24 protein-coding genes are annotated in these 25,167 nt (G+C 63.7%); 14 read left to right on the top strand and 10 right to left on the bottom strand.

All coding sequences use genetic code 11. The features are described 5' to 3' along the window. Positions 1 to 13: 13 nt before the first annotated feature. The 5 genes from KUH32_RS02625 to KUH32_RS02605 are packed head-to-tail and all read left to right on the top strand — an operon-like array spanning position 14 to position 4,109. Positions 14 to 1,075 (top strand): ABC transporter ATP-binding protein, encoded by a 1,062-nt coding sequence (locus KUH32_RS02625; RefSeq protein ID WP_217776511.1) that lies wholly within the window; start codon positions 14 to 16, stop codon positions 1,073 to 1,075. A gap of 9 nt (positions 1,076 to 1,084) precedes the next feature. Then, positions 1,085 to 2,161 (top strand): ABC transporter ATP-binding protein, encoded by a 1,077-nt coding sequence (locus KUH32_RS02620; RefSeq protein WP_217776510.1) that lies wholly within the window; start codon positions 1,085 to 1,087, stop codon positions 2,159 to 2,161. Next, on the top strand, positions 2,158 to 3,021 hold the full coding sequence (locus KUH32_RS02615; RefSeq protein WP_217776509.1) for a carbohydrate ABC transporter permease: 864 nt from the start codon (positions 2,158 to 2,160) through the stop codon (positions 3,019 to 3,021). Before KUH32_RS02620 ends, KUH32_RS02615 begins: the two co-directional genes overlap by 4 nt. 10 nt (positions 3,022 to 3,031) lie before the next feature. Beyond that, the gene (locus KUH32_RS02610; RefSeq protein ID WP_217778255.1) at positions 3,032 to 3,829 is read left to right on the top strand and encodes a carbohydrate ABC transporter permease; all 798 of its coding nucleotides are present in this window, start codon (positions 3,032 to 3,034) and stop codon (positions 3,827 to 3,829) included. Between the two features lies 1 nt (position 3,830). Beyond that, complete coding sequence (locus KUH32_RS02605; RefSeq protein ID WP_217776508.1) at positions 3,831 to 4,109, top strand: DUF2160 domain-containing protein; 279 nt, start codon at positions 3,831 to 3,833, stop codon at positions 4,107 to 4,109. Positions 4,110 to 4,177: 68 nt separating this feature from the next. Here KUH32_RS02605 and KUH32_RS02600 read toward each other — a convergent pair whose 3' ends face one another. From KUH32_RS02600 to mgtE, 6 genes are all read right to left on the bottom strand, one after another. Further along, a complete protein-coding gene (locus KUH32_RS02600) occupies positions 4,178 to 5,254 on the bottom strand; it encodes a M56 family metallopeptidase (RefSeq protein ID WP_217776507.1) in 1,077 nt (358 codons plus the stop codon). 34 nt (positions 5,255 to 5,288) lie between these two features. Continuing rightward, entirely contained in the window at positions 5,289 to 5,681 is a 393-nt protein-coding gene (locus KUH32_RS02595; RefSeq protein WP_348541075.1) for a BlaI/MecI/CopY family transcriptional regulator, read from the bottom strand. A gap of 109 nt (positions 5,682 to 5,790) precedes the next feature. After that, positions 5,791 to 6,834: a succinylglutamate desuccinylase/aspartoacylase family protein gene (locus KUH32_RS02590; RefSeq protein ID WP_217776506.1), complete on the bottom strand. Its 1,044-nt coding sequence runs from the start codon at positions 6,832 to 6,834 to the stop codon at positions 5,791 to 5,793. After that, positions 6,834 to 7,739 (bottom strand): 30S ribosomal protein S6--L-glutamate ligase, encoded by a 906-nt coding sequence (gene rimK / locus KUH32_RS02585; protein ID WP_217776505.1) that lies wholly within the window; start codon positions 7,737 to 7,739, stop codon positions 6,834 to 6,836. The genes KUH32_RS02590 and rimK overlap by 1 nt, the downstream gene beginning before the upstream one ends. Continuing rightward, positions 7,736 to 8,221, bottom strand: coding sequence for an ATP-dependent zinc protease family protein (locus tag KUH32_RS02580; protein WP_217776504.1), 486 nt, complete (start codon positions 8,219 to 8,221; stop codon positions 7,736 to 7,738). Before KUH32_RS02580 ends, rimK begins: the two co-directional genes overlap by 4 nt. A gap of 5 nt (positions 8,222 to 8,226) precedes the next feature. Further along, positions 8,227 to 9,603, bottom strand: coding sequence for a magnesium transporter (gene mgtE / locus KUH32_RS02575; RefSeq protein ID WP_217776503.1), 1,377 nt, complete (start codon positions 9,601 to 9,603; stop codon positions 8,227 to 8,229). Positions 9,604 to 9,685: 82 nt separating this feature from the next. Here mgtE and KUH32_RS02570 point away from each other — a divergent pair, with 82 nt between their 5' ends. Next, positions 9,686 to 9,961, top strand: a complete 276-nt coding sequence (locus KUH32_RS02570; protein WP_217776502.1) for a hypothetical protein — start codon at positions 9,686 to 9,688, stop codon at positions 9,959 to 9,961. A 3-nt stretch (positions 9,962 to 9,964) separates the two neighbouring features. Here KUH32_RS02570 and uxuA read toward each other — a convergent pair whose 3' ends face one another. Beyond that, a complete protein-coding gene (uxuA, locus tag KUH32_RS02565; protein ID WP_217776501.1) occupies positions 9,965 to 11,149 on the bottom strand; it encodes a mannonate dehydratase in 1,185 nt (394 codons plus the stop codon). Position 11,150: 1 nt separating this feature from the next. Continuing rightward, on the bottom strand, positions 11,151 to 12,554 hold the full coding sequence (gene uxaC, locus KUH32_RS02560) for a glucuronate isomerase (RefSeq protein WP_217776500.1): 1,404 nt from the start codon (positions 12,552 to 12,554) through the stop codon (positions 11,151 to 11,153). 208 nt (positions 12,555 to 12,762) lie between these two features. Between uxaC and KUH32_RS02555 the strand changes: the two genes are divergently transcribed. From KUH32_RS02555 to KUH32_RS02525, 7 genes are all read left to right on the top strand, one after another. Next, positions 12,763 to 13,794: a LacI family DNA-binding transcriptional regulator gene (locus tag KUH32_RS02555; RefSeq protein ID WP_217776499.1), complete on the top strand. Its 1,032-nt coding sequence runs from the start codon at positions 12,763 to 12,765 to the stop codon at positions 13,792 to 13,794. Positions 13,795 to 13,887: 93 nt separating this feature from the next. Further along, positions 13,888 to 15,192: an ABC transporter substrate-binding protein gene (locus tag KUH32_RS02550; RefSeq protein ID WP_217776498.1), complete on the top strand. Its 1,305-nt coding sequence runs from the start codon at positions 13,888 to 13,890 to the stop codon at positions 15,190 to 15,192. A gap of 128 nt (positions 15,193 to 15,320) precedes the next feature. After that, positions 15,321 to 16,187, top strand: coding sequence for a carbohydrate ABC transporter permease (locus KUH32_RS02545; protein WP_217776497.1), 867 nt, complete (start codon positions 15,321 to 15,323; stop codon positions 16,185 to 16,187). Between the two features lie 2 nt (positions 16,188 to 16,189). Beyond that, entirely contained in the window at positions 16,190 to 17,020 is an 831-nt protein-coding gene (locus KUH32_RS02540; protein WP_217776496.1) for a carbohydrate ABC transporter permease, read from the top strand. Between the two features lie 47 nt (positions 17,021 to 17,067). Further along, a complete protein-coding gene (locus KUH32_RS02535) occupies positions 17,068 to 18,072 on the top strand; it encodes an ABC transporter ATP-binding protein (protein WP_217776495.1) in 1,005 nt (334 codons plus the stop codon). Beyond that, entirely contained in the window at positions 18,069 to 18,842 is a 774-nt protein-coding gene (locus KUH32_RS02530; protein ID WP_217776494.1) for an L-iditol 2-dehydrogenase, read from the top strand. The genes KUH32_RS02535 and KUH32_RS02530 overlap by 4 nt, the downstream gene beginning before the upstream one ends. Then, complete coding sequence (locus KUH32_RS02525) at positions 18,842 to 20,338, top strand: mannitol dehydrogenase family protein (RefSeq protein ID WP_217776493.1); 1,497 nt, start codon at positions 18,842 to 18,844, stop codon at positions 20,336 to 20,338. Before KUH32_RS02530 ends, KUH32_RS02525 begins: the two co-directional genes overlap by 1 nt. A 1-nt stretch (position 20,339) precedes the next feature. Here KUH32_RS02525 and KUH32_RS02520 read toward each other — a convergent pair whose 3' ends face one another. Next, a complete protein-coding gene (locus tag KUH32_RS02520; protein ID WP_217776492.1) occupies positions 20,340 to 21,857 on the bottom strand; it encodes a trimethylamine methyltransferase family protein in 1,518 nt (505 codons plus the stop codon). A gap of 177 nt (positions 21,858 to 22,034) precedes the next feature. Here KUH32_RS02520 and KUH32_RS02515 point away from each other — a divergent pair, with 177 nt between their 5' ends. Further along, a complete protein-coding gene (locus tag KUH32_RS02515) occupies positions 22,035 to 24,470 on the top strand; it encodes a GcvT family protein (RefSeq protein WP_217776491.1) in 2,436 nt (811 codons plus the stop codon). On the opposite strand, the gene urtE is transcribed toward KUH32_RS02515, so the two are convergent. Further along, entirely contained in the window at positions 24,471 to 25,166 is a 696-nt protein-coding gene (gene urtE, locus KUH32_RS02510; protein WP_217778252.1) for an urea ABC transporter ATP-binding subunit UrtE, read from the bottom strand. Position 25,167: the final 1 nt, after the last annotated feature.

Raw genomic sequence — 25,167 nt, 5'->3', positions numbered from 1 at the left:
AGCCGGAACGATCATGGCGCTTGAGCTCATCGACATCACCAAATCCGTCGCCGGTGTGCAGCACATAAAGCCGACGACGCTGACCCTGGAAACCGGGCATTTCAACGTGCTGCTGGGTCCGACCGGATCGGGCAAGACATCGTTGATCAAGCTGATGGCGGGTCTCGATCCGTTGGCTTCGGGCCGCATCGTGATGGACGGCGAAGACGTGTCCGCGCTCAACACGCAAAAGCGCCAGATCAGCCTGGTACACCAGTTCTTCGTCAACTACCCGCACATGAGCGTGTATGACAACATCGCCTCGCCGCTCAAGGTCGCGGGCCTTGCGAAATCCGAAATTCAGGGGCGCGTCGAAAAGGCCGCAGACCTGTTGAAACTGCGCCCGATGCTGCACCGCAAACCGCATGAATTGTCGGGCGGTCAACAGCAGCGCACGGCGTTGGCCCGTGCCATCGCCAAGGACAGCAAGGCCGTGTTCCTGGACGAGCCACTGGCCAACCTGGACTACAAGCTGCGCGAGGAATTGCGCGAACAACTGCCCGAGCTTTTCGCCGGCCGCGGAGCCGTCGTGGTCTATGCCACGTCAGAGCCGGAAGAGGCGCTTTTGCTGGGCGGCTACACCGCGCTGATGCAGGACGGCCGCGTCACCCAGTTCGGCCGCACCGCGCATATCTACCGCGATCCCGGCAGCCTGCCCGCCGCGCAGGTCTTTTCCGACCCGCCGATCAACATCGCCCCGGTCGACAAGCAGGGCGGACAGATGCGGATGGGCGATATCAGCTGGCAAGCGGACGGTGACGCCGCGGGTCTGGCGGACGGCCGCTACACCGTCGCGATCCGACCCAACTACATCCTTCCGGTGCAGACCGAACAGGCCTTCGTGCCGCTGACGGGTCGCGTTCAAGTGACCGAGCTGAGCGGATCCGAAAGCAGTGCGCATTTCGATCTGCGCGGCAACAGCTGGGTGTCGCTGTCGCATGGCGTGCATCCCTACCGCGTCGGCGAGGATCACACCTTTTTCATGGACCCGTCGCACTGCTTCTATTTCGGTGCCGACGGCACCCGTGCGGCGTAAGGACAGGACATGGCAAAGATCACACTTTCCAAGCTGCGCCACAGCTACATGGACGCACCCAAGGGGCCTGACGACTACGCTCTGAAACAGATCGACGTCGATTGGGAAGACGGCGGTGCCTATGCACTTCTGGGTCCGTCTGGCTGCGGCAAGTCCACGCTGCTGAACATCATCTCGGGCCTGCTCATCCCGTCCGAAGGCCGCGTGCTGTTCGACGACAAGGATGTCACCGAACTGACCCCCGAGGCGCGCAACATCGCCCAGGTGTTCCAGTTTCCGGTGATTTACGACACGATGAGCGTCTACGACAACCTGGCCTTTCCGCTGAAGAACCGCGGCGTGGACGCGGCGACGATCGACCGCCGGGTCCGGACCATCGCCGAGATGCTGGAAGTCACCGACATGCTGGATCGTCGTGCCTCGGGTCTGGCGCCGGACAACAAGCAGAAGCTGTCGATGGGGCGGGGCCTCGTGCGCGACGATGTCAACGTGGTGATGTTCGACGAACCGCTGACGGTGATCGACCCGCATCTCAAATGGAAGCTGCGCTCCAAGCTCAAGGAACTGCATCAGAAAACTGCCCTGACGATGATCTACGTCACCCATGACCAGACCGAGGCGCTGACCTTTGCCGACCAGGTCGTGGTGATGCAGGACGGCGAGGTGGTGCAGATCGGCACGCCGGTCGAATTGTTCGAGCGCCCGGCACATACCTTTGTCGGCCATTTCATCGGCTCGCCCGGCATGAACGTGCTGCCCGCGGAACTGCGCGACGGCGGGGCCTTCTTCCAGGGACAGGCCGTGGCCCTGGAAGGCGCGGTGCGAAAGGGCGCGTCCGGCAAGCTGGAAATCGGCATCCGCCCGGAATTCGTCGATATCGCCGACGCGGGCATCGCCGCACGGGTCCGCAAGGCCGCCGATGTCGGCCGCTACAGCGTGGTAGAAGCCGTCGTGGGCGACACGCCGGTTTCCGCCATCATCACCGGTCCGGTGCCGGAACAGGGCGCCGAGGTGCATCTGTCCTTCGCTCCGCACCAGACCCGCCTTTACGCCGACGGCTGGCTGGCAACGGAGGTCGCGCAATGAAAACCCAGAACAACCGTGCCTGGTTCCTGGTTCTGCCCGTCCTGATCCTGGTGGCGTTCAACGCGCTGATCCCGATGATGACGGTGGTCAACTACTCGGTGCAGGAAACCTTCGGCGACAACGTCTTTTTCTGGCAGGGGCTGGACTGGTTCCAGCAGATCCTGCAATCCGAACGGTTCCATGCCGCGCTCGGGCGGCAGTTCTTCTTCACCGCGCTGATCCTGATCATCGAGGTGCCGCTGGGCATCGCCATCGCGCTGTGCATGCCGCGCCAGGGTTTCTGGGTGCCGGTCTGCCTGGTGCTGATGGCGCTGCCGATGCTGATCCCGTGGAACGTGGTGGGCGCGATGTGGAACATCTTCGCATTGCCCGATATCGGCCTGCTGGGCTACACGCTGAACCACGTCCTGGGCATCGACTATGACATGACGCAGGACCCGGTGGCGGCCTGGGTGACGATCATCACGATGGATGTCTGGCACTGGACCTCGCTGGTGGTGCTGCTCAGCTATGCCGGACTGGTGTCGATCCCCGACGCCTATTACCAGGCGGCCAAGATCGATGGCGCCTCGAACTGGGCGGTGTTCCGGTTCATCCAGTTGCCCAAGATGAAGAACGTCCTGACCATCGCGATCCTTCTGCGCTTCATGGACAGCTTCAACATCTACACCGAACCCTTCGTGCTGACCGGCGGGGGACCGGGCAACTCGACCACGCTGCTGTCGATCGATCTGGTCAAGATCGCGCTTGGGCAATTCGACCTGGGTCCGGCGGCGGCGATGTCGCTGATCTACTTTGCCATCACGCTGCTGGTGTCATGGGTGTTCTACACCGTCATGACCAAAGACGACCTGAACTGAGGGCTGGATGATGCGTCTGAAATACCTGGTTCCGATCCTCTACATCGCCTTCCTGATGCTGCCGATCTACTGGCTGGTCACGATGAGCTTCAAGCCCACGAACGAGATCCTCGCTGGGTTCTCGCTGTTTCCGCAAAGCTTCACGCTGGACGCCTATCGCACGATCTTTACCGATCCGACATGGTACTGGGGCTATATCAACTCGATTATCTACGTGACGCTGAACACGGTGATCTCGATCACCGTCGCCTTGCCCGCGGCCTACGCCTTTTCGCGCTATCATTTCATCGGCGACAAGCACCTCTTCTTCTGGCTGCTGACCAACCGGATGGCGCCGGCGGCGGTCTTTGCGCTGCCGTTCTTCCAGCTCTATTCGGCCATCGGCATCTTCGACACACACCTGGCCGTTGCACTGGCGCATTGCCTGTTCAACATCCCGCTGGCGGTCTGGATTCTCGAAGGGTTCATGCGCGGCGTGCCCAAGGAACTGGACGAAACAGCCTATGTCGACGGCTACCCGTTCTGGCGTTTCTTCACGTCGATCTTCATCCCGACGATCCGCGCGGGCGTCGGCGTGGCGGCGTTCTTCTGCTTCATGTTCTCGTGGGTCGAACTGTTGCTGGCCAAGACCCTGACCGCGGTCGAGGCCAAGCCGATTGCCGCGACGATGACCCGCACCGCGTCAAGCGCGGGCTACGAACTGGGCCTGTTGGCCGCAGCCGGGACGCTGACGATCATCCCGGGCGCCATCGTGATCTATTTCGTGCGCAACTATATCGCCAAGGGTTTTGCGATGGGGAGGGTATGACATGCTGAGCTGGATGGCCTGGACCTGGCCCACCGCCCTGGTCTTCATCGGGATCTTCGCCGCCATCGGCGTGCTGACGGCGATCGAGATCAAGTATCCCGGCGGACACGCCCGCAAGGGCATCCTGGGGCTGACAACCACCCGCGGCGATCGATTGTTCCTGACGCTGCTCGGAACCAGCTACATCTTCCTCGCCTGGCTGGGACTGTTCGGAATGCCGCTTTGGTGGCCGCTGGGTCTGTCGGTCCTCTGGGGGCTGTTCTGCTTCTGGAAAGTGTGAGGCCTTCCCGACCCGAAAAAACCGGTGGCCCGGAAAGCCGCCGGTTTTCGTTCTTCCGCTGTCCCGGATCACCAGGATCGTTGCGCCAGCGTGTTGTGCTGGTTGAGCCGTTCCAGATTGGCGACGGTGCTCAGCATGATCCGGTCATGGCTCCAGTCGGCCGGCCGCGCAAAGGCCGTTGCACCGAATAGCACGCCACAGATCATCGTTGCACCCAGCAAGCTTCCCAAGAGCCGGTTTTCGCGGACGGGATTGTCGACATGGCTGGCGATCGCAAGAACCCGATCCTTGAGCGCCGTCCGGCGACGCAGGAACGGCAGGCTGCGACCGACCAGCGGCACTCCGAACGCGGATGGCTGCTTGGCATGGCGGCAGGTCAGTGCATGGTGAGCGACTTCGAGAAGGCGCAGCGAATAGCTGCGCGCGTCGAACCTGCGGCGCGCCAGAACCGCGCGGTCGCAGGCATATTCGCCCAGCCGTCGAACCCGCGCTGCGATGAACCAGAAGCCGGGGTTCAGCACCAGAAAAAGCGACAACAGCGACATCACGATTTCGGCGTCCACGTCGCCCTGACGGATGTGCTGCAGCTCATGCCCCATCGCCAGTGACAGCGTCTTGCGATCGGCCGCGACTTGCTGCGGGATCACGACATAATAGCGCGTCAATCCTCGGGTCGAGAAGGGCACGCTCGTGTCCGAACTGACCACGGCGGTGATCTTGCGGCCGCGGCACATCTCCGTTCCGTTCCGGACGATGGACAAGATGCAGACCATGTTGCACGCCAGATAGACCAGGCGCACCACAAAGGCCCCGGCAAATATCGCGACGATGGCGATCGCACCCCATCCCGCGCCGGCGGCAAGGGCATCGACAAGCCGGGTCTTGAGCGACAGCAGCCAGTTGATGTCGCTGGCTGTGATGCCGGCCAGATTTCCCTTAAGGTATTGCGACACGAGAACGTCGGTGGCGTTGACCGAAGCGGCGAAGGGCAGCCGGGCCACAAAAGGACCGGCTGCGATCAGAACCACCAGTGCCGTGCAGGTGGCCAGCGCCAGCCGTTGCCTGGTTCCGTAGGCCCGTCGTCGGCCGCCTACGGCGAACGCGCATTCGAGGATTGCCAGCAAACCAGCGGTCAACAGAACCATTATTTGGATCCAGACCACCCCCCCTATGGCTTGGTCAAGTGTCATCCTTCCTGATCCTCGTTTCGATGATCTGTTTGATTTCGTGGATCATGTCTTCCGTCAGGTCTTCGTCATCCACCAGCCGCGCCACCAGCGCGGTCGGGGTTCCTCCGAACAAAGAATCCGACAGGTTCTTCAGGGACCGTCCCTCATAGTCGCTCTTGTCGACGGCCGGTTGGTAGACAAGCGTGCGGTCCTGGCGTTCGCAGCGCACGAAGCCCTTGTCGTCGAGCACCTTCAGGATGGTCGCGACGGACGTGTAGGCGCGTTTGTCGTCGCCGGGCAAAGCATCCATGATCTGTCGGACGGTGCCCGACCCGATCGACCACAAGGCCACCATGAACTCCAGTTCGACCTCGGTGAGCATCTCGCTTTTGCGCCGCGCCACGTCCTGTCTTCCCGTACATTGCCTACTAATTCGTTCGTAGCGGAAAACCGGTGGCCGGGCAAACACGCAATTGCGCCGGGCCGGAAAGGTGTTCGTGCTTTCGGAACGGTCAGATGATCTCGTCTTCGTCGAACATCGGGTCGTCGCCCAACTGCGTCGCGATATCCTCGACCGCACCTTCGGCCTTGGCGAAAGACCCGACGCGACCAAGGTGGAAGACCGCGTCGCCTTCGTTGACGACGGGCATCACGGCGCGACCGACGATGATGCCGTCGAACGGCGCTTCGATCGCGCGTTCCCGTTCTCCGAACGGGTCGGACACCGATGCCAGCAGATCGCCCTGGCGCACCATCGCCCCGTCGGCCTTGAAGATTCTCAGCAACCCGCCCATCGGCGCGCGCAGCCATTTGCTGGACCCGCAGAATTGCGGATAGGCTTTCGGCTTCGAGATGCCCTTGGCCGGGATCATCTTCATGTGGTTCATCACGCGCAGGATGCCGACCAGCCCGGCACGAACCGCCAGTTCGTCAAAGCGCAGACCCTCGCCCGCCTCGTACAGCAGCACATCCGTCCCGGCGGCCTTGGCGGCCTGTCGCAGCGATCCGTCCCGCAAGGGCGATTGCATGACGATCGGCGCGCCGAAAATTCCGGCCAGTTCGCGCGTCCGGTCGCTGTTGGGCGATACCCGGATCTGGGGATAGTTGGTGCGGTGGATGGCGGCCGAATGCAGGTCGATGCCGATATCGGCACGGGCAACGATTTCGGTCATGAAGAGATTGGCCAGCCGCGACGCAAGCGGTCCGGTTTCGCTGCCCGGGAACATGCGGTTCAGGTCGCGCCGGTCGGGCAGGTAGCGCGAATGACTGATGAAACCGAAGGCGTTGACGATGGGCACTGCGATCAGCGTTCCGCGCAGCGAATCCAGGCTGGGCACCCGCAGCAGGCGTCGGACGATCTCGACGCCGATCACCTCGTCTCCATGCACCCCGCCGCTGACGAAAACCGTCGGCCCGGGCCGGCGCCCGTGGACGACATGCACAGACATCGTCACAGGAGTGTGGTCGGACAGCACGCTGACCGGCAGATCGACGGTGCGCCGGTTGCCGGGCGCGATCTCGGCCCGTCCGATGGGAAAGGCAGCCCGAGCCGGCATCAGCCCCGCCCCTTGGTCCGCGTCGCGCCGACCTTGGCGTGCTTTTCGAGAAATTCGATCATCTTGCCCGCGATATCCAGCCCGGTGGCCTTCTCCACGCCCTCCAGCCCGGGTGACGAGTTCACCTCCATCACCACCGGGCCGTGATTGCTGCGCAGCATGTCGACACCGCAGGCATTGAGCCCCATCGTCTTGGCGGCGCGCACCGCCGTGGCGCGTTCCTCGGTCGACAGCTTGATCACCTGCGCCGACCCGCCGCGATGCAGGTTGGACCGGAACTCGCCCTCGGCGCCCGAGCGCTTCATCGCGGCGACCACCCGGCCGCCCACCACGATGGCGCGGATATCGGTGCCGCCCGCTTCCTTGATGAATTCCTGCAGCATGATGTTCACGCCGGCGCCGCGGAACGCCTCGACCACCGATTTCGCCGACCGGTCGGTATCGGCCAGAACCACCCCGATGCCCTGGGTTCCTTCCAGCAGCTTGATGACGATCGGGGCGCCGCCTGCCAGCTTCAGCACTTCCTCGGTCTGCTTGGGATCATGGGCAAAGGTCGTCACCGGCAGGCCCACACCGTCGCGCGCCAAAAGCTGCATCGAACGCAGCTTGTCCCGCGACCGCCCGATGGCGACGCTTTCGTTCAGCGGGTAGACACCCATCATCTCGAACTGGCGCAGCACCGCGGTGCCATAGAACGTGACCGATGCGCCGATGCGCGGGATAACCGCGTCGTAGCCATCCAGCTTTTCGCCGTTGTAATAGATTTCCGGCCGCCGCGAGGCGATGTTCATGTAGCAGCGCAGCGTGTCGACGATGTCGAGCTGATGACCGCGCGCCTCGGCCGCCTCTTTCAGGCGCTGGTGCGAGTAGAGTTTGGCATTGCGCGCAAGCATGGCGATCTTCATCGGCTGTCCTTTCTGCTCGGCTTCGGCGGGCTGGACGTCATCAGGTAGGTCCGGCGCGTGTGCACGACGATATTGTGGTTCTTCAATGCCGCCCGTCCGACGATCATCGGGAAGGTCATGTTGGTGCGGTCGGTGATCGACAGGTCGATCGCCCAGCGGCGTTTGCCCAGCCGCATCTGGGTGTGGATGATATAGCGGTCTTCGGGCACGCCGCTGGTGTTTTTGATGGCGCGTTCGCTGTGATAGGGGGTTTCGATCACCTTTTCGGGCAGACCGTCGGAAATCAGGGTGCGGAACCGCACCCAGGGTTCGCCATCTTTTTCGAACGGTTCGATGTCGGTGGCATGAAGAGCCGAAGTGCGCGCGCCCGTATCGATCTTGGCCTTGACGCGGTCAAGCCCCAAAAGCGGCAGATCGACCAGTTCCATCCATCCGATGACCATCGGCGCCGGCGCGGTGCGCGGGGGTTTGTGGTCCTTCATCGCGGTTACCTCAGCAGCCAGGGCATCATCAGCGTGGCAAGGCTGAGAACCAGGAAAAAGCCCGCCATGTCGGTGATCGTGGTCAGCAGAGGGCCGCTGGCCGCCGCCGGGTCCTGGCCCACGCGTTTCAGCAGCAACGGCACCACCCCGCCGATGGACACAGCCAGCATGGTGTTCAGCGCCAGCGCCAGCCCGATCACGAGCCCGAGCGCCGGATTGCCCTTCCACAACCAGGCCACGATCCCGATCAGGATGCCAAGCGCGATACCGTTGATCACGCCGACCGAGATTTCCTTGAGCCAGACGCGGAATGCGTCCACCGGGCGCACCAGGCCCAGGCTGAGTTCGCGCATCGTCACGCCCACCGCCTGGTTTCCCGAACAGCCGCTCATGTCCGACACCATCGGCAGGAACACCGCCAGCGCGATCACCGCGGCCAGGGTTTCCTCGTAGGCCGAGATGACGCTGGCGGCGATCACGTTCAGCACGATGTTGGCCGACAGCCAGGCCAGGCGACGCCGCGACCGCAGCCAGAGCGGCATCGAGCGCAATTCGTCGCCGACCACACCCTGCCGTTTCAGGCTTTCGCTTTCGGATCGCTCCAGCACTGCGTCCGACACCGCCGTCCTCGACACGACGCCGACCAGGATTCCGGCTTCGTCGACGACCGGAACGCCCAGGAACGGGTGTTCGTCAAAGATGTCCTCGAGCACTTCCAGCGTCGTGTCGACGGTCACTGTCAGCGGCTCGATCATGATCGACGTCAGCGCCGCGCTGCGCTTGGCCGTCAGCAGGCTGCGCAACGACACCACGCCCACGGGACGGCCGTCGGGATCGGTGACATAGGGATGTTGTCCGCGGTACCGGTCGAAATCCGCATCATCCGAGGCCACCATCCGAAGCACCGCGCCCACCGTGGCACGATCGGGGAAACGGAAAACCTCGGACATCATCAGACCACCGGCGGTGCCATCCTCGTAGGCGGCCAGGCGGCGCACGTCGGCGGCTTCGTCCTCGTCCATCTCGGACAGGATCGCCTCGGCGTCCTCCTCGTCCATCTCGCCGATCACGTCGGCCTGAACGTCCGAATCCAGTTCCTCGAGAACATCCGCCGCCCGTTCGGGTTCCATCCGCTCGACCAGGTCGACCGCCATTTCGTTCGGGGCTTCTTCGATCAGCTCTGCGGCCAGTTCCGTCGGCACCAGGTTCAGCAGCCGGTCGCGTTCGTCCGCCGAAAGCGTCAGCACCTCGCGCAGCGCCTCGCTGTAGGGCAGGGGGTCGAGCAATGCGTTCAGCCGCTCGGCATCCTCTGCCTCGAGCGCGTTGCGAATCTGTTTGGTCAGGCCCTCCTCGGCGGCCTCCACTTCGGCGAGATCATCCATCGCGCATACTCCGATTGCTTGCGTCGTCGTAGTTAGATGGATATTGTTTGTCTATAGATAAAAAAATCTAACGGATATGCGAATGACGACGATCGAGACCGCCGCAGACAAGCTGGCCACGCTGTATGGCGCAGAATTCGGTGGCAAGGTGTCGGGACGCTACCGGATCCCGCAGAAGCTCCTGCGCGAACTGACCGGTCGTCGCCGCCTGTACGAGGCCGACATCGAAGCCTTGCGCAGAGCCCTGCTGGAACGTGGCTACGTGCTGATCGACATGGACAGCTTCTGCGTGGTGATGAGCGCCAATGCCTTCGTGAACTATCGCCGGGTGGGCAAGGACGCCCTGGCGGACGACTGACGTTCAGCCCGGGTGGCTGAGCGCCATCATCACGCCGCGCAGTTCGGCCAACCCTTTCAACCGCCCGATCGCCGGATAGCCCGGCGCGGCCTTGCGGTTGCGGTCATCCAGGATTTCCTGGCCATGATCCGGACGCATCGGGATCTGCCAATCGGCGCGTCCTTGGGCCTTGCGGCGGACCTGTTCGGCCAGAACCGCGCGTATCACCGCAACCATGTCGGTCGAACCGGCCAGATGGTCATCCTCGAAGAACGAACAGGGGATGCTGCCGGCTTCGCGGCGCACGTTGCGCAGATGCAGGAAATGCACGTGTTCGCCCAAACGGGCCATCATGCCCGGCAGGTCGACATCGCCGCGCGCACCCAGCGACCCGGTGCACAGGGTAATGCCGTTCGCGGGGCTGGGCACCGCGTCGACCAGCCAGCGATAATCGGCTTCGGTCGACAGGATGCGCGGCAACCCGAACAGCGGCCAGGGCGGATCGTCCGGATGGCAGCACAGCCGCAGGCCTAGCGCCTCGGCATGCGGCACGACCTCGCTCAGAAAGCGTTTCAGATTGGCGCGCAAGGCCTTGGCGTCGATGCCGTCATAGGCCGCCAGACGGGCGCGGAAACTGTCCAGGGTCCAGTGTTCGACCGCACCGGGAAGCCCCGCGAGGATCGTATTGGTCAGCCCTGTCCGGTCCGCATCGGACAGACTGGCGGCCCGCTCTTGGGCTTGCCGGACCACGGCGGTTTCATAGTCCCCCGCTGCGCCCGGCCGTTCGAGGATCGCGATGTCGAACGCGGCGAAATCCACCAGATCGAAACGCAACGCACGCGCGCCGGAAGGGCGTTCGTGGGCCAGATCGGTGCGGGTCCAGTCCAGAACCGGCATGAAGTTGTAGCAGATCACCGCGATGCCTTCGGCGGCGAGGTGTTCCAGCGATTGCCTGTAGGCTTCCAGATGTGCGGCGCTGTCGCTTGCGCCAGTGCGGATCGCCTCGCTGACCGGCAGGCTTTCCACCACGTCCCAGCTCAACCCGGCCGCCTCGATCTCGGACCGCCGCGCGGCGATGGCGGCGCGCGGCCAGGCCTGACCCGGAGGAATGTCGTACAGCGCCGTGACGATGCCCTCGGCTCCGGCCTGGCGAATGTCTGCCAGACTGACCTTGTCCACCGGACCGAACCACCGCCATGTCTGCCGCATCTCAGCGCCCCCCCAACCTGTAGGCTTCCCGCGCCAGACCGCCGGCCAACAGCGGCGCCAGGTCGAACGCCTCGTCCTCGTCCAGACGGTGGCTGGTCACCAGTTCGGCAAGAAACGCACAGTCGCAGCGCCGCGCCACGTCGTGGCGCGCGGGGATCGAACACAGCGCCCGGGTGTCGTCGTTGAACCCGACCGTGTTGTAGAATCCCGCGGTTTCGGTCGCCATTTCGCGGAACCGGCGCATCCCTTCGAAACTGTCGTGGAACCACCACGGCGGCCCCAGGCGCAAGGACGGGTAGGCGCCCGCCAGCGGCGCAAGTTCACGCGCATAGGTGCTCTCGTCCAGCGTGAACAGGATCAGGGTCAACCGCCGATCCATGCCCACGGCGTTCAACAACGGTTTCAGACCGTTGGTGAAATCGGTGCGGGTGGGAATGTCGAAACCGCGGTCGCGACCGAACAGGCGGTGTACCAGACCGGAATGATTGCGGTGAGACCCGGCATGCAACTGCATCACCAGCCCGTCCTCGCAGGACATGCGCGCCATCTCGGTCAGCATCTGGGCCCGGAAAAGCTCGGGATCCTCGGGCCGGGCATTGCCGCGGATCAGCCGCTGATACAGCGAACTGGCATCCGCTTCGGACAGATCGGCGGTTTGCGCCGTGGGGTGGCCGTGATCCGTGGCTGTGGCGCCCATCGACTTGAAGAACGCACGCCGACGCCAATGCGCCTCGAGATAGCCCTGCCAGCGATGGGTATCGCAACCCGTCAACGCGCCGAACCGCTCCAGGTTGCCGAGAAACCCTTCGTAATCCGGGTCGACGACCGCGTCGGGCCGGTAGGTCGGCACGATCCGGCCGGTCCAGTCGCAGTCTTGAACGGCGTGGTGGTGATGCAGGTCGTCCAGGGCGCTGTCGGTGGTGGCCAGAACCTCGATCCCGAAACGGTCGTACAACGCCCGAGGGCGGAACTCCGGGCTTTGCAGGTGTTCGTTGATCCTGTCGAATACGTCGTCCGCGGTGTCCGGCGACAGGCGTTCGCCGATGCCGAAGACATGCACCAGGGCATGATCGATCCACGCCCGTGACGGGGTGCCTCGGAACAGGTGGTAGGCCGTAGCAAAGCGGCGCCAGATCGCGCGGCGATCGGTCGTCGCGTCTTGTCCGATTCCCAGTGACGCGAATTGTGCGCCCTGGCTGACCAGCATCCGCACCACATAGTGATCGGGAATGACGAAAAGCTCGGCCGCATCGGAAAAGGCGCGGTTCTCGCCCCACCACGCCGGATCGGTATGGCCATGCGGCGATACGATCGGGGCCGTTTCGATCGTGGCGAACAATCGCCGTGCCACATCGCGGGTGGCGGGGTCCGGCGGAAAAAGGCGATCGGGGTGCAACAGTGTCATCGTCGCGTCAGGTTAGCGGAAAGCGGCGTTGACGCAATTGCCCGCGCGATGCGCCGGCAAGAACGAAAGCCGCGCAAACTCGATCGCCCGCGAAATTTTTACGAAATCATCATCCAAAGTTTGCGCGCGAAAACTATCTAGGGTTATAGTTGAGCCGACCTTGGTGTCATCCCGGCCTTGCGAGCGAGGCGCCAGTCAGGAGGAAGCGGTGCGCAGCAAGAAGATCCGAAACATGGAGGAATTCGCGGCGGTCAGCGGTATTTCCCGGCCGACCGTGTCGAAGTATTTTCACGATCCCGACAGCGTCCGGGCCACGACCCGGGAAAAGATCGAGGCCGCGCTCGAGACCTACGAATACCGGCCGAACATCTACGCCATGAACCAGAACCGCAAGCTGACCAAGAATATCGGCATCGTGGTTCCCTACCTGGCTGACCCGTTCTTCGCCGAGATCGCCCGCAACATCGAGGAACGCTGCATCGCAGCGGGTTTCCGGCCGACGCTCTACAGCTCGCACGGCGACCCGTCTCTCGAGACCGAAATCCTCGATGGCCTGCGATCGTTGAAACCGGCGGGCGTCTTGTTGGCGCCGCTCGGCCGCGCATCCGACCGAAGTGCCGTGGAAAAGTTCTGCCGCGATGTGCCGACAGTGCTTTTTGACAGCAACATCGAAGGGTTGGGGGCGGCGTTCATCGGCTCCGACAACTTCAGCTTTGTCTCGCAGACAGTGGAATACCTGACCCGCACGGGCGAACCGCCCGCGTTTTTCGAGATGAAAACACCCGCCAACCCGAACGCCAACAAGCGCCGTATCGCCTATCTGCACATGATGGAACGGCTGGGGTTCGAGCCGCATGTCGTCAGCATCCCCGGCGAAGGCTGGGCCTTTGAAGAGATCGGCAAGCGCGGCGCGCTGGAGATCCTGAAACAGCGTGCCCTACCGACGGATGCGGTTCTGTGCAGCAACGACCGCCTTGCGATCGGATTCCTGTCGGCGTGCTACGAACTGGGGATTCGCGTCGGTCGCGAGCCGGATTGCAGCCTGCGTGTAGCATCGAACGACGATCACCCGTTCTCGAAATTCACGTGCCCGTCTTTGACGACCGCCGCGCATGACTATGACGGCGTGTCCAATCGCAGCGTCGAGACGCTGTTCGAACTTGTTGAAAGCGGTGGGAAATTCCGGTCGCGCACGGAAACCCTGTTCCCGGCACGCCTGATCCTGCGCGCTTCGGCGTGAACTAAAACTTATCGCGCGTAAAATATTTATTGACGTCGCGACAAGATTTCCCCTATCGTTGCGCCACAACATCCAGTCACAGGGAGGAAAGGGATGTACCTCAAGAACGCACTTCGTGCGGCAACGGCTTTCGCGCTGGTCACCGGCGCCGCAGCACAAGCCGAGACGATCACCATCGCCACCGTCAACAATGGCGACATGATCCGGATGCAGGGTTATACCGACGACTTCACCGCCAAGACCGGCCATACGGTCGAGTGGGTGACGCTCGAGGAAAACGTCCTGCGCCAGCGTGTGACCACCGACATCACCACCAAGGGCGGTCAGTTCGACATCATGACCATCGGCATGTACGAGACGCCGATCTGGGGTGCGAACGGCTGGCTCGTGCCGCTGGACGGCCTGTCGGCCGAATATGACGTCGACGACATCCTGCCCGCAATGGCGGCCGGTCTGTCGCATGACGGGACGCTTTACGCGGCCCCGTTCTACGGCGAAAGCTCGATGATCATGTACCGCACCGACCTCATGGAAAAGGCCGGTCTGGAAATGCCCGACTCGCCGACCTGGGAATTCATCCGCGAAGCCGCGGCTGCGATGACCGACCGGGCCAACGAGGTCAACGGCATCTGCCTGCGTGGCAAGGCCGGCTGGGGTGAAGGCGGTGCCTTCATCAACACGATGGCGAACTCCTTCGGCGCACGCGTGTTCGACGAGGATTGGAACGCGCAGCTCGATAGCGAAGCGTGGGCGAACACGCTCAACTTCTTCGTCGAGATGATGTCGGAATCCGGCCCTCCGGGATACGCCACCAACGGCTTCAACGAAAACCTGTCGCTGTTCCAGCAGGGCAAGTGCGGCATGTGGATCGACGCAACCGTTGCGGCGTCCTTCGTGACCAACCCCAACGACTCCACCGTCGCCGACAGTGTCGGTTTCGCGCTGGCGCCGAATACCGGCCTCGGCAAGAACGCCAACTGGCTCTGGGCCTGGGCGCTGGCAATCCCTGCCGGTACCGCAAAGGCTGACGCTGCCAAGCAGTTCATCGAATGGGCAACCTCGAAAGAGTATATCGAGCTTGTCGCGGCGAACGAAGGCTGGGCCAACGTGCCTCCCGGCGCACGGACCTCGCTCTACGAAAACCCCGAATACCAGGCCGTTCCGTTCGCGCAGAAGACGCTCGACTCGATCCTGTCGGCTGATCCGCAGAACCCGACCGTGGACCCGGTTCCCTATGTCGGCATCCAGTTCGCCGCGATCCCCGAATGGGCCGGTTTCTGGACCGAAGTGAGCCAGGAATTCTCGGCCGCCTATGCCGGTCAGCAGACCGTCGAAGAAGCGCTGGCCAAGGCGCAGGCGATCGCCAACGAAGCCGTGGAAGCGGCCGGCTACAAGTAAGCCTGACTTCCCGCCGAGGGGCGGCCGTGTGCCGCCCCTCGCGCAGTTTCTTCGAACCACCCCGTCAATTTGTACTATCATCGCGCTGCACAAGCCCCGTGACAGCCCATAGTGGAGGTGCATCCAAAATGGCTACCAAGGCTTCCCGATCCGCCGCCCGCATGATGATGGCTCCCGCCGTTGTCCTGCTTCTGGGATGGATGCTTGTCCCGCTGATCATGACGTTGTGGTTCTCGTTCCGCACCTACCTGCCGCTGCGCGGTGGCGACCAGGGCTGGACCGGTTTCGACAACTACGTCCGCTTTGTCACCTCAAGCGCCTTCTGGCCCGCCGTGCAGACCACGCTGGTCATCGTCATCGGCGTTCTTGCGATCACCGTGGTCCTGGGCGTGCTGCTGGCGATGCTGCTGGATCAGCCGATGTGGGGACAGGGCGTTGTCCGTATCCTGGTGATCGCACCCTTCTTCGTCATGCCGACCGTGTCGGCGCTGGTCTGGAAGAACATGTTCATGGATCCCGTGAACGGACTTTTCTCCCATCTGTGGCGCTTTTTCGGCGCCGAGCCTGTCAGTTGGTTGTCGGATGCCGCCATGCCCTCGATCATCATGATCGTCAGCTGGCAGTGGCTGCCCTTCGCGACGCTGATCCTGCTGACCGCGATCCAGTCGCTGGACAGCGAACAGCTCGAAGCCGCCGAGATGGACGGCGCCCCGCCGCTCAAGCGCTTTTTCTTCATCGTGCTGCCGCACCTGAGCCGCGCGATCACCATCGTCATCCTGATCCAGACGATTTTCCTTCTGGCCATCTTCGCCGAGATCTTCGTCACCACGGGCGGCGCATTCGGAACCCGGACCCTGTCCTACCTGATCTTCCAGCGGGTGCTTGAAAGCCAGAACGTCGGTCTCGGCTCCGCCGGTGGCGTCTACGCCATCATCCTCGCCAACATCGTCGCGATCTTCCTGATGCGGATCGTCGGCAAGAACCTGGACAACTGATCATGGCCCGTTCCGTCACACCCCGCCGCAAGATGATCAATACAGGCCTTGCCTGGGCGATCGGATTGCTGATCTTCTTTCCCATCCTCTGGACCATCCTGACCTCGTTCAAGACCGAAGGTCAGGCCATCGCCAGCCCGCCGATCTTTCTGAACTTCGACTGGACGCTGGAAAACTACGGCATCGTGATGGAGCGCTCGAACTACATGCGCTTCCTCATGAACTCGATCATCATCGCCGGCGGCTCGACGATCCTGGGCCTGATCGTGGCGGTTCCCGCCGCCTGGTCCATGGCCTTCGTGCCCTCGAAGCGGACCAAGGACATCCTGCTGTGGATGCTGTCGACCAAGATGCTGCCGGCGGTGGGCGTGCTTTATCCGATCTACCTGCTGTTCATCCAGCTCGGGCTGCTGGACAGCCGGGCCGGCCTGGTCATCGTGATGATGCTGATCAACCTGCCGATCATCGTCTGGATGCTTTACACCTACTTCCGCGAAATCCCGGGCGAGATCCTGGAAGCGGCCCGCATGGATGGTGCGACGCTGAAGGAAGAGGTGCTGTATATCCTGACGCCGATGGCCATTCCCGGCATCGCCTCGACCATGCTTCTGAACTTCATTCTCGCCTGGAACGAAGCCTTCTGGACGCTGAACCTGACGGCGGTCAACGCCGCCCCTCTCACGGCCTTCATCGCCAGCTATTCCAGCCCCGAAGGCCTGTTCTTCGCGAAACTCAGCGCGGCCTCGACCATGGCCATCGCACCGATCCTCATCCTCGGCTGGTTCAGCCAGAAACAGCTTGTCCGCGGCCTGACCTTCGGCGCGGTGAAATAAGCCCCTTCCGCAAATCGACGCCGGGACACTGAAAAGGAAAACGACCCATGGGACGTATCACGCTCGACAAGGTGACGAAAAGCTTCGGCGAGGTGGAGGTCATCCCGCCTCTGGACCTCACCATCGAAGACGGCGAATTCTGCGTGTTCGTCGGCCCGTCGGGTTGCGGCAAGTCTACCTTGCTGCGCCTGATCGCCGGGCTCGAGGACATCACCAGCGGCCAGATCCGCATCGATGGCAATGACGCAACCAACGTGCCGCCGGCCAAACGCGGCCTGGCGATGGTGTTCCAGTCCTATGCGCTTTACCCGCATATGTCGGTGCGCAAGAACATCGCCTTTCCGTTGCGCATGGCCAAGATGGACCAGGCCGAAATCGACCGGCGCGTCGAAAACGCGGCGTCGGTTCTGAACCTGTCCGACTACATCGACCGGCGCCCCGGCCAGCTGTCCGGCGGCCAGCGCCAGCGTGTCGCCATCGGCCGCGCCATCGTCCGCGAACCGGCCGCGTTCCTTTTTGACGAACCGCTGTCCAACCTCGATGCCGCGCTGCGCGTGGGCATGCGGATGGAAATCAGCGAGCTGCACAAGAAGCTGGACACGACGATGATCTACGTGACCCACGACCAGGTCGAAGCCATGACCATGGCCGACAAGATCGTGGTTCTGCGCGCCGGCCATATCGAACAGGTGGGCAGCCCTCTGGAGCTTTACCGCAACCCGCGCAACACCTTCGTCGCCGCCTTCATCGGTTCGCCCAAGATGAACCTGATCGAGGGGCCGGAAGCCGCCAAGCACAACGCGCAAACCATCGGCATCCGCCCCGAGCATATCGCCGTCTCCTCTTCCGAGGGTGCCTGGCAGGGCAAGGTCGGTGTGGCCGAGCATCTTGGATCGGATACCTTCCTCCACATCCACGGCATCCCGGGTTGCGATCCGATGACCGTGCGGGTCGACGGGGAACTGCCGGTGTCGCATGGCGATACCGTCTACCTGACCCCGAACGAGACGCATCTGCATCGCTTCGACGCGCAGGGGCTGCGGATCGAATGACCCGCCTCGCTGGCAAAAGCGCTCTGATCACGGGGGCTGCCCGGGGTATCGGGCTGGCCTTCGCGGAACGCTATGTCAGTGAAGGGGCACGGGTCGCGATCGCCGATATCGACAGCGCGCGCGCGCAGGACGCCGCAGCGCGGCTGGGCGATGCGGCAATTGCGGTTCAGATGGATGTGACCGACCAGGCCAGCATCGAAGCGGGTGTGGCCCAGACCATCACCGCGTTTGGGCAGATCGACATCCTGATCAACAACGCGGCGCTGTTCACTGCCGCGCCGATCACCGAGATCACCCGCGAGGATTATTCCCGCGTGTTCGACGTCAACGTGGGCGGCACGCTGTTCACGATGCAGGCCGTCGCGCGGCACATGATCGATAACGGGATTTCCGGCAAGATCATCAACATGGCCAGCCAGGCCGGACGCCGGGGCGAGCCTCTGGTTGCGGTCTATTGCGCCACCAAGGCCGCGGTCATCAGCCTGACGCAATCGGCGGGGCTGAACCTGATCCGGCACGGGATCAACGTGAACGCCATCGCACCCGGCGTGGTCGACGGCGAACACTGGGACGGGGTCGACGCCTTCTTCGCGAAATACGAAGGCAAGGCACCCGGACAGAAGAAAAAGGAAGTGGCCGAGGCCGTGCCCTACGGGCGCATGGGCCGCGCCGAAGACCTCACCGGCATGGCGGTGTTTCTTGCCAGCGACGACGCCGAATACATCGTCGCCCAGTGCTACAACGTCGACGGCGGACAGTGGATGAGCTGATGCAGAACGCAGAGACCGGAACAGCACCCGTCAAACTCAGCAATGCGACCCTGTCGGCGTTGCCCCAAGATGTCTTGCGCCCGCGCTATGACCGGTCGCGCCTGACGCCGGGCATCGTGCATATCGGGCTGGGCAATTTCCACCGGGCGCACCAGGCGTGGTATCTGCACCGCCTGATGCAGGACGGGCTGGCGATGGACTGGGCGATCATCGGCGCCGGTGTCCGCCCCTATGACGCGGCGATGCGCGACCGCCTGCTGGCACAGGATTGCCTGACGACCCTGATCGAACTCGATCCCGCGGGGCGATCGGTCGAAGTTACCGGCGCGATGATCGACTACCTGCCGATCGAGGAAGGCAACGGCGCGCTGATCCGGCAGATGGCCGATCCGGCGATCCGTATCGTCGCGCTGACCGTGACCGAAGGCGGGTACTATATCGATCCGGTGACCGGCGGGTTCGACGCATCCCATCCCGACATCCAGCATGATGCCGCCAATCCCGATACACCTCGCACCGCCTTTGGCGCGATGGTCGCCGCACTGCGGTTGCGCCGCGACGCGGGACACGGATCGTTCACCGGCCAAAGCTGCGACAACCTGCAGGGAAACGGCGCGATCCTGCGCCAGACCGTCGTGTCGCTGGCGCATATGAGCGATCCGGACCTGGCGGAATGGATCGACGCCCATACCAGCTTTCCGAATTCGATGGTCGATTGCATCGTGCCGGCGACCGGTCCCAACGAAATCGCCCTTGCCCGCGAACTGGGTATCGACGATGCCGCACCCGTCACGCACGAGAATTACCGTCAATGGGTGATCGAAGATCGCTTTTGCGCCGGGCGACCGGATTGGGATCGCGCCGGAGCGACTTTTTCAGAAGACGTTCACGCCTACGAGGCGATGAAGATACGGGTTCTGAACGGGGGTCATCAGGTCATCGCGAATGCCGGAGAGGTTCTTTCGCTGGCCACCATCGCCGATTGCATGGCCCATCCCGGTCTTGCCGCGTTCTTCGACAAGGTCGAGCGGACCGAAATCGTGCCGCATGTCGCCGCGGTTCCGGGCATGACGCCCGAAGCCTATGTCGATCTGATCACCCGCCGTTTCGCCAACCCGATGATTCACGACACGACGCGCCGCGTCGCGTTCGACGGATCGTCCAGGCATACCGGTTTCGTCCTGCCGATCCTGCGCGACGCGTTGGCCAAGGGCACGCCGGTGACGGGTTTGGCGCTGGTCGAGGCGCTTTGGGCAAGGATGTGCGCCGGCACCCGGCAGGACGGCAGCGTGATCGAGCCGAACGATCCCTTCTGGGCCGATCTGAACGCAACCGCGCTCGCCGCGCGCGACGAGCCGCAAACCTGGTTGCGCCAGGACCATCTCTATGGCGATCTGCTGCACGAGCCGCGGTTCGCCGAAGCCTTCTGCGGCTGGCTGGCGATGCTCTGGCAGGACGGGGTCGAGGCGACCCTGGCTGCCTATACCCGAGACTGACCTAGAGAATCCGGAACGCGCTGCGGATCGCCTTGTCCTGATCGTCGGACAGGTATTGCGGATGATGGTCGCGCAGAATGGCCCGCGCACGGTCCCGTGCACGGGTCCGGGCGTCGGGCGAACCTTTGCCCGCCCATCCCTGCGGCGTGTCGCGGTCGGCCAGGCTGGGATAGAAATAGTCGCGCTCCATCGCCGCGAGCGTTTGCGGGCCGCCCAGGAAATGCCCGTCGCCCCTGACCGCCTCGCAGATCGCGTCGAAGCCCAGATTGGCATCGGTCACTTCGATCCCCCGCAGCGCGCGGTAGGTGTGGGAATGCATCTCGTCATCCAGCACGAAGGCCTCGAAACTGACGCCCAGAAGCGACGCGGTCATGCCCGAGCTTTCGTAGATCAGGTTGCCGCCCGCCAGCGCGGCGGACAGCGAGGTCAGCGCCTTTTCCATACCGTGCTGCGCGTCGATCGCCTTGGCATCGGTCATCGAGCAAGCCACGCCGGATGGCAGCCCGAGCCAGTTCGACAACTGGGCCGAAGCGGCGTTCAGTACGGCCGTCTCGCCGCTGCCGCCCGAAAACGCGCCGGTGCGCAGGTCGATCACCAGCGGCCAGTTCGAGAACACCATTGGAAAACCGGGCCGGATGACGTGAACCATGACCAGGCTGGCCAAGGTTTCGGCCAGCGATTGCGCGAGAAACCCCGCAAGCGTCGCCGGCGCTGTCGCCCCGGCCTGCGCCGCGGTGATGCAGGACAAGGGGATGTTGTGGCGGATGCATTCGTAGACCACGTCGACCGCGTCTTCCCCGAACCGCATCGGCGAGATGACCGGGCTGACATGGGCCTTGAGGAAGGGTCGCTCGGCAAAGGCGCCAGATCCGCCTGCGGCGATGTCGAGCATGTCAACGATGGGCGCGACGTGCTCGGCCAGGGTGAACGACGTCGCCACGGGTTTGGTGGTGTTGCGGATCAGCGCGTATGCCGTGTTGACGTCGAGGTCGTAGGGATCCGACACATCGGTCGCCACGCAGCAGCGGGTGAACCAGGCGACGTTGGGCAATACGTCCTGAAGCCGGGTGAAATCGTACAGATCGCTGAGCGTGGAAGGCCGGTAGCATCCGCTGTCCAGGTCCAGGGTCTGCACCGCCGCGCCGCCGGTGCCGAACCACACTTTGTCGCCGCCCACTTCGATCGACCGCTTGGGATCGCGCCCGTGCAGCGTGAACGTCCTTGCGGCCTGTTTGACCGCCGCCTTCACCAGGGCGCGCGGCATCGCAACCCGGCCTTGACCGTCGGCCTGCGCCCCCTGCGCCAAAAGATCGTCGCGCAGCCGGTCCGGCACCGCTCCCATGCCCAGCGTTTCCAGCAGCCGCAAAGCCGTGTCGAAGATCCGCGCGCAATCCGCGTCGTCCAGCGGCTTGTATCGGCCGCCGAACTGGCCGGGCGGGCAGGGGTCGACCAGCGGTTTCGCCGACCGCATCGCATGCCGTTCCGCGCGTCCGCCGCGCTTGCCGCGTTCCCTGGCCATACCGCGCCTCCGTTCCGTCCTGAGAACAGCGCATAGCATTGCAAGCGCCGCAACGGCGACGTCGCGTTTCCGAAAAGATCGCAGCCGGGCTCTTCGATTCTGCAAAAAGAGAGATACCCGTTGCGGCTCTTGCGCATTTGCCCACCATGCGCTGCAAGGCGCAGAGGAGTAGACGGTATGAAATCGCAAACCCGCGTGGTCGTCATCGGCGGTGGCATTGCCGGATGTTCAACCCTGTATCACCTCGCCCAGGAAGGTTGGTCCGATGTTGTCCTGGTGGAACGCGACGAACTGACCAGTGGCACCACCTGGCATTCCGCTGCGCAGGTGACGAATTTCGGGATGAACCAGACGATGGTCGGCCTGAAGTCGCACTCCATCGCGCTTTACAAGAAGCTGCGCGACGATCCCGACTATCCGGTCGGTTACCACCACGGCGATGGCGGCATCCGCCTGGCCAATACCGAGGCGCAGATGCAGGGCTATCGTCACTTCGCGTCGATGGCACGCGGGATGGGCGTGACGTTCGAGGTGATCGACGCGGCCGAATGCGCCCGGCGCCACCCGCTGATCTCGACGGAGAACCTGCTCGGCGGGCTTTGGGACGGCGAAGATGGCGACATCGATCCTGCGCAACTGTGTCAGGCGCTCGCATTTCACGCCCGCAAGGCCGGTGCCGAGGTGTACCGCCAAACGGCGGTGACGGGACTGACGCAGCACAAGGACGATACCTGGACCGTACACACCGAAAAAGGCGATATCGACTGCGACGTGGTCGTGAATGCCTGCGGCTACCGCGTGAACGAGGTGGGGGCGATGATGGGTGTGCAACATCCGGTCGCCTCGATGGAACACCAGTATTTCGTGACCGAGGACATCCCCGCCATCGTCGACGCCGGCCACCGGATGCCGTTGCTGCGCTGCCCGATCAGCGACTATTATTCGCGGCAGGAGAAGAACGGCCTGCTGGTGGGCTTTTACGAACAGGACTGCAAGACATGGGGCATGGACGGGATCAGCCCGGATTTCTCCAACGATCTCTGCCCCGATGACCTCGACCGCGTGATGGACGTGCTGGAAGGCGCCTTCGAGCGGATGCCCGTGCTGGCCGAAGTCGGGATCAAGCGCGTGGTCAACGGCCCGATCACCTACACCATCGACGGCGCGCCGCTGGTCGGTCCGATCCCCGGCAAGCGCAACGCCTTCTGCATCATCGGGCTGCGCGCGGGGCTGGGTGAAGGCGGCGGTCACGGCTGGTTGCTGGCCCAGCAGATCGTGCACGGCGAGGCATGCTATGACACCTGGTGTCTCGACCCGCGCCGGTTCACCGGGCATGCCAATGTCGAGTTGACCTCGCTGAAGGCGATCGAGGATTACCAGAACGAATTCCGCTTTCACTTTCCCCACGAACATCGCCCGGCGGGCAGACCCGCCAAGACGACGCCGCTGACCCCGGTTCTGGCAGCCGAAGGGGCGGAGTTCACCGTGGTCAACGGTTGGGAAAGGGTCGACTACATCAAGCCCGCAAGGGATTTCCATCCATCCCTGGGCTTCGGGTTCGACGAGGCGTTCGACGTGATCGGGCAAGAGGTGCGCAACGTCGCGGGCAATGTCGGCCTGTGCGAGGTCAACGGCTTCAACCGGATCGAGATCACCGGGGCCGACCGGCACGCCTTTCTCGACCGGATGGTTTGCGGGGCTTTGCCGCGCAGGACGGGCCGGGTGGGGCTGACTTATCTGTTGAACCGGCACGGCATGGTCAAGGCCGAGGCGACCATCGCCAACCTGCCCGCCGGCGACCGCGGGCCCGAGCGCGTCTGGTACGGCTCGGCGGCAGCGTCCGAATTTCATGACATGGATTGGCTGCGCCTGCATCTGCGCGACGGCGAGGACGTGTCGCTGCGCAGCCTGACCAACGATCAGACGATCCTTGTGTTGGCCGGACCCAAGGCGCGCGCGGTGCTGTCGGCCTGCGCGCGCGGTGACTGGTCGGCGGCGGCATTCCCCTGGCTGTCGGTGCGCGAGTGCTTTGTCGGCTTCGCCCCTGCCACGGTCATGGCCGTCAGCTTTTCCGGCGAACTGGCCTACGAAATCCACGTGCCGAATGCATCGCTCTATGCCGCCTACATCGCCCTGCGCAAAGCGGGGCAGGCGCATGGCCTGGAACTCTTCGGCGCCCGCGCGGTCGAATCGATGCGGATGGAGAAGGGGTTTCTGCACTGGAAGGCCGACTTGATCACCGAATTCGACCCGTTTGAGACCGGGCTCGGCCGCTTCGTGAAGTTTGAGAAGGACGATTTCGTCGGCAAGGCGGCCCTGGAGCAACGGCAAGCCGCCGGTCCGAGGCGTCGGCTGGTCAGCCTGCAGATCGCCGCGACCCACGCGCCGGCGCATCCCGGCGCGTCACTGATGGTCGCAGACAAGGTTGTTGGCACGATCACCTCCGGCGCATGGGGGTATCGCGTCGGCATGAACCTCGCCTACGGCTTTGTGGAACCATCGTTTGCGGACATTGGTTCGGAGATGCAGCTGGACCTGTGCGGCGACCGCGTCGGGGCCCGGGTCATTGCCCCGTCGCCTTTTGATCCCGGCATGACCCGCCCGCGCGCCTGATCAGACCGAAACCGCCTGCAACAACGTTTCGCGCTGCAACTCTCCGGCGCGGCCCTTCAGTTTCGGCGCACCGCGTTCCAGCACGATAAAGTCGTCGCCGATGCTGAAGGCGAAGTCGAAGAACTGTTCCACCAGCACGATCGCCATATCGCCGCCGTCCCGCAACTGCCGGATCACGTCGCCGATCTGCTTGATGATGTTGGGCTGGATGCCCTCTGTCGGCTCGTCCAGCAGCAGCAGTTTCGGTCGCGTGACCAGCGCCCGGGCGATGGCCAGCTGCTGCTGTTGCCCGCCCGACAGATCGCCGCCGCGCCGGTTCAGAAAGTCCCGCAGGATCGGGAACAGGTCGAAGATCTCGGGCGGTATCCGGCGCCGGTCGCGGGGCAGGCAGGCGAACCCGGTTTCCAGGTTTTCCTGCACCGTCATGAAAGGAAAGATCTCGCGCCCCTGCGGCACATAGGCGACGCCCTTTCGCGCCAGGGCAAAGGCACTGGCGCGGCCGATTTCTTCGCCATCCAGCCGATAGGTGCCGCCGCTGCGCGGATGCGTGCCGGATATCGCCTTGAGCAGGCTGGTCTTGCCGACGCCGTTGGTGCCCATCACGCAGGTGACCTTGCCTCGGGCGGCAGTGATATCGACGCCATGCAGGATCTGACTGCCGCCGTAATGCAGGGTCAGTCCCTCGATCTTCAGAATG

The organism is Thalassococcus arenae, from assembly GCF_019104745.1.
GTDB lineage: Bacteria > Pseudomonadota > Alphaproteobacteria > Rhodobacterales > Rhodobacteraceae > Thalassococcus_B > Thalassococcus_B arenae.
The sequence above is the reverse complement of the archived record's forward strand: the minus strand, read 5'-3'. Positions and strand labels throughout refer to the sequence as shown.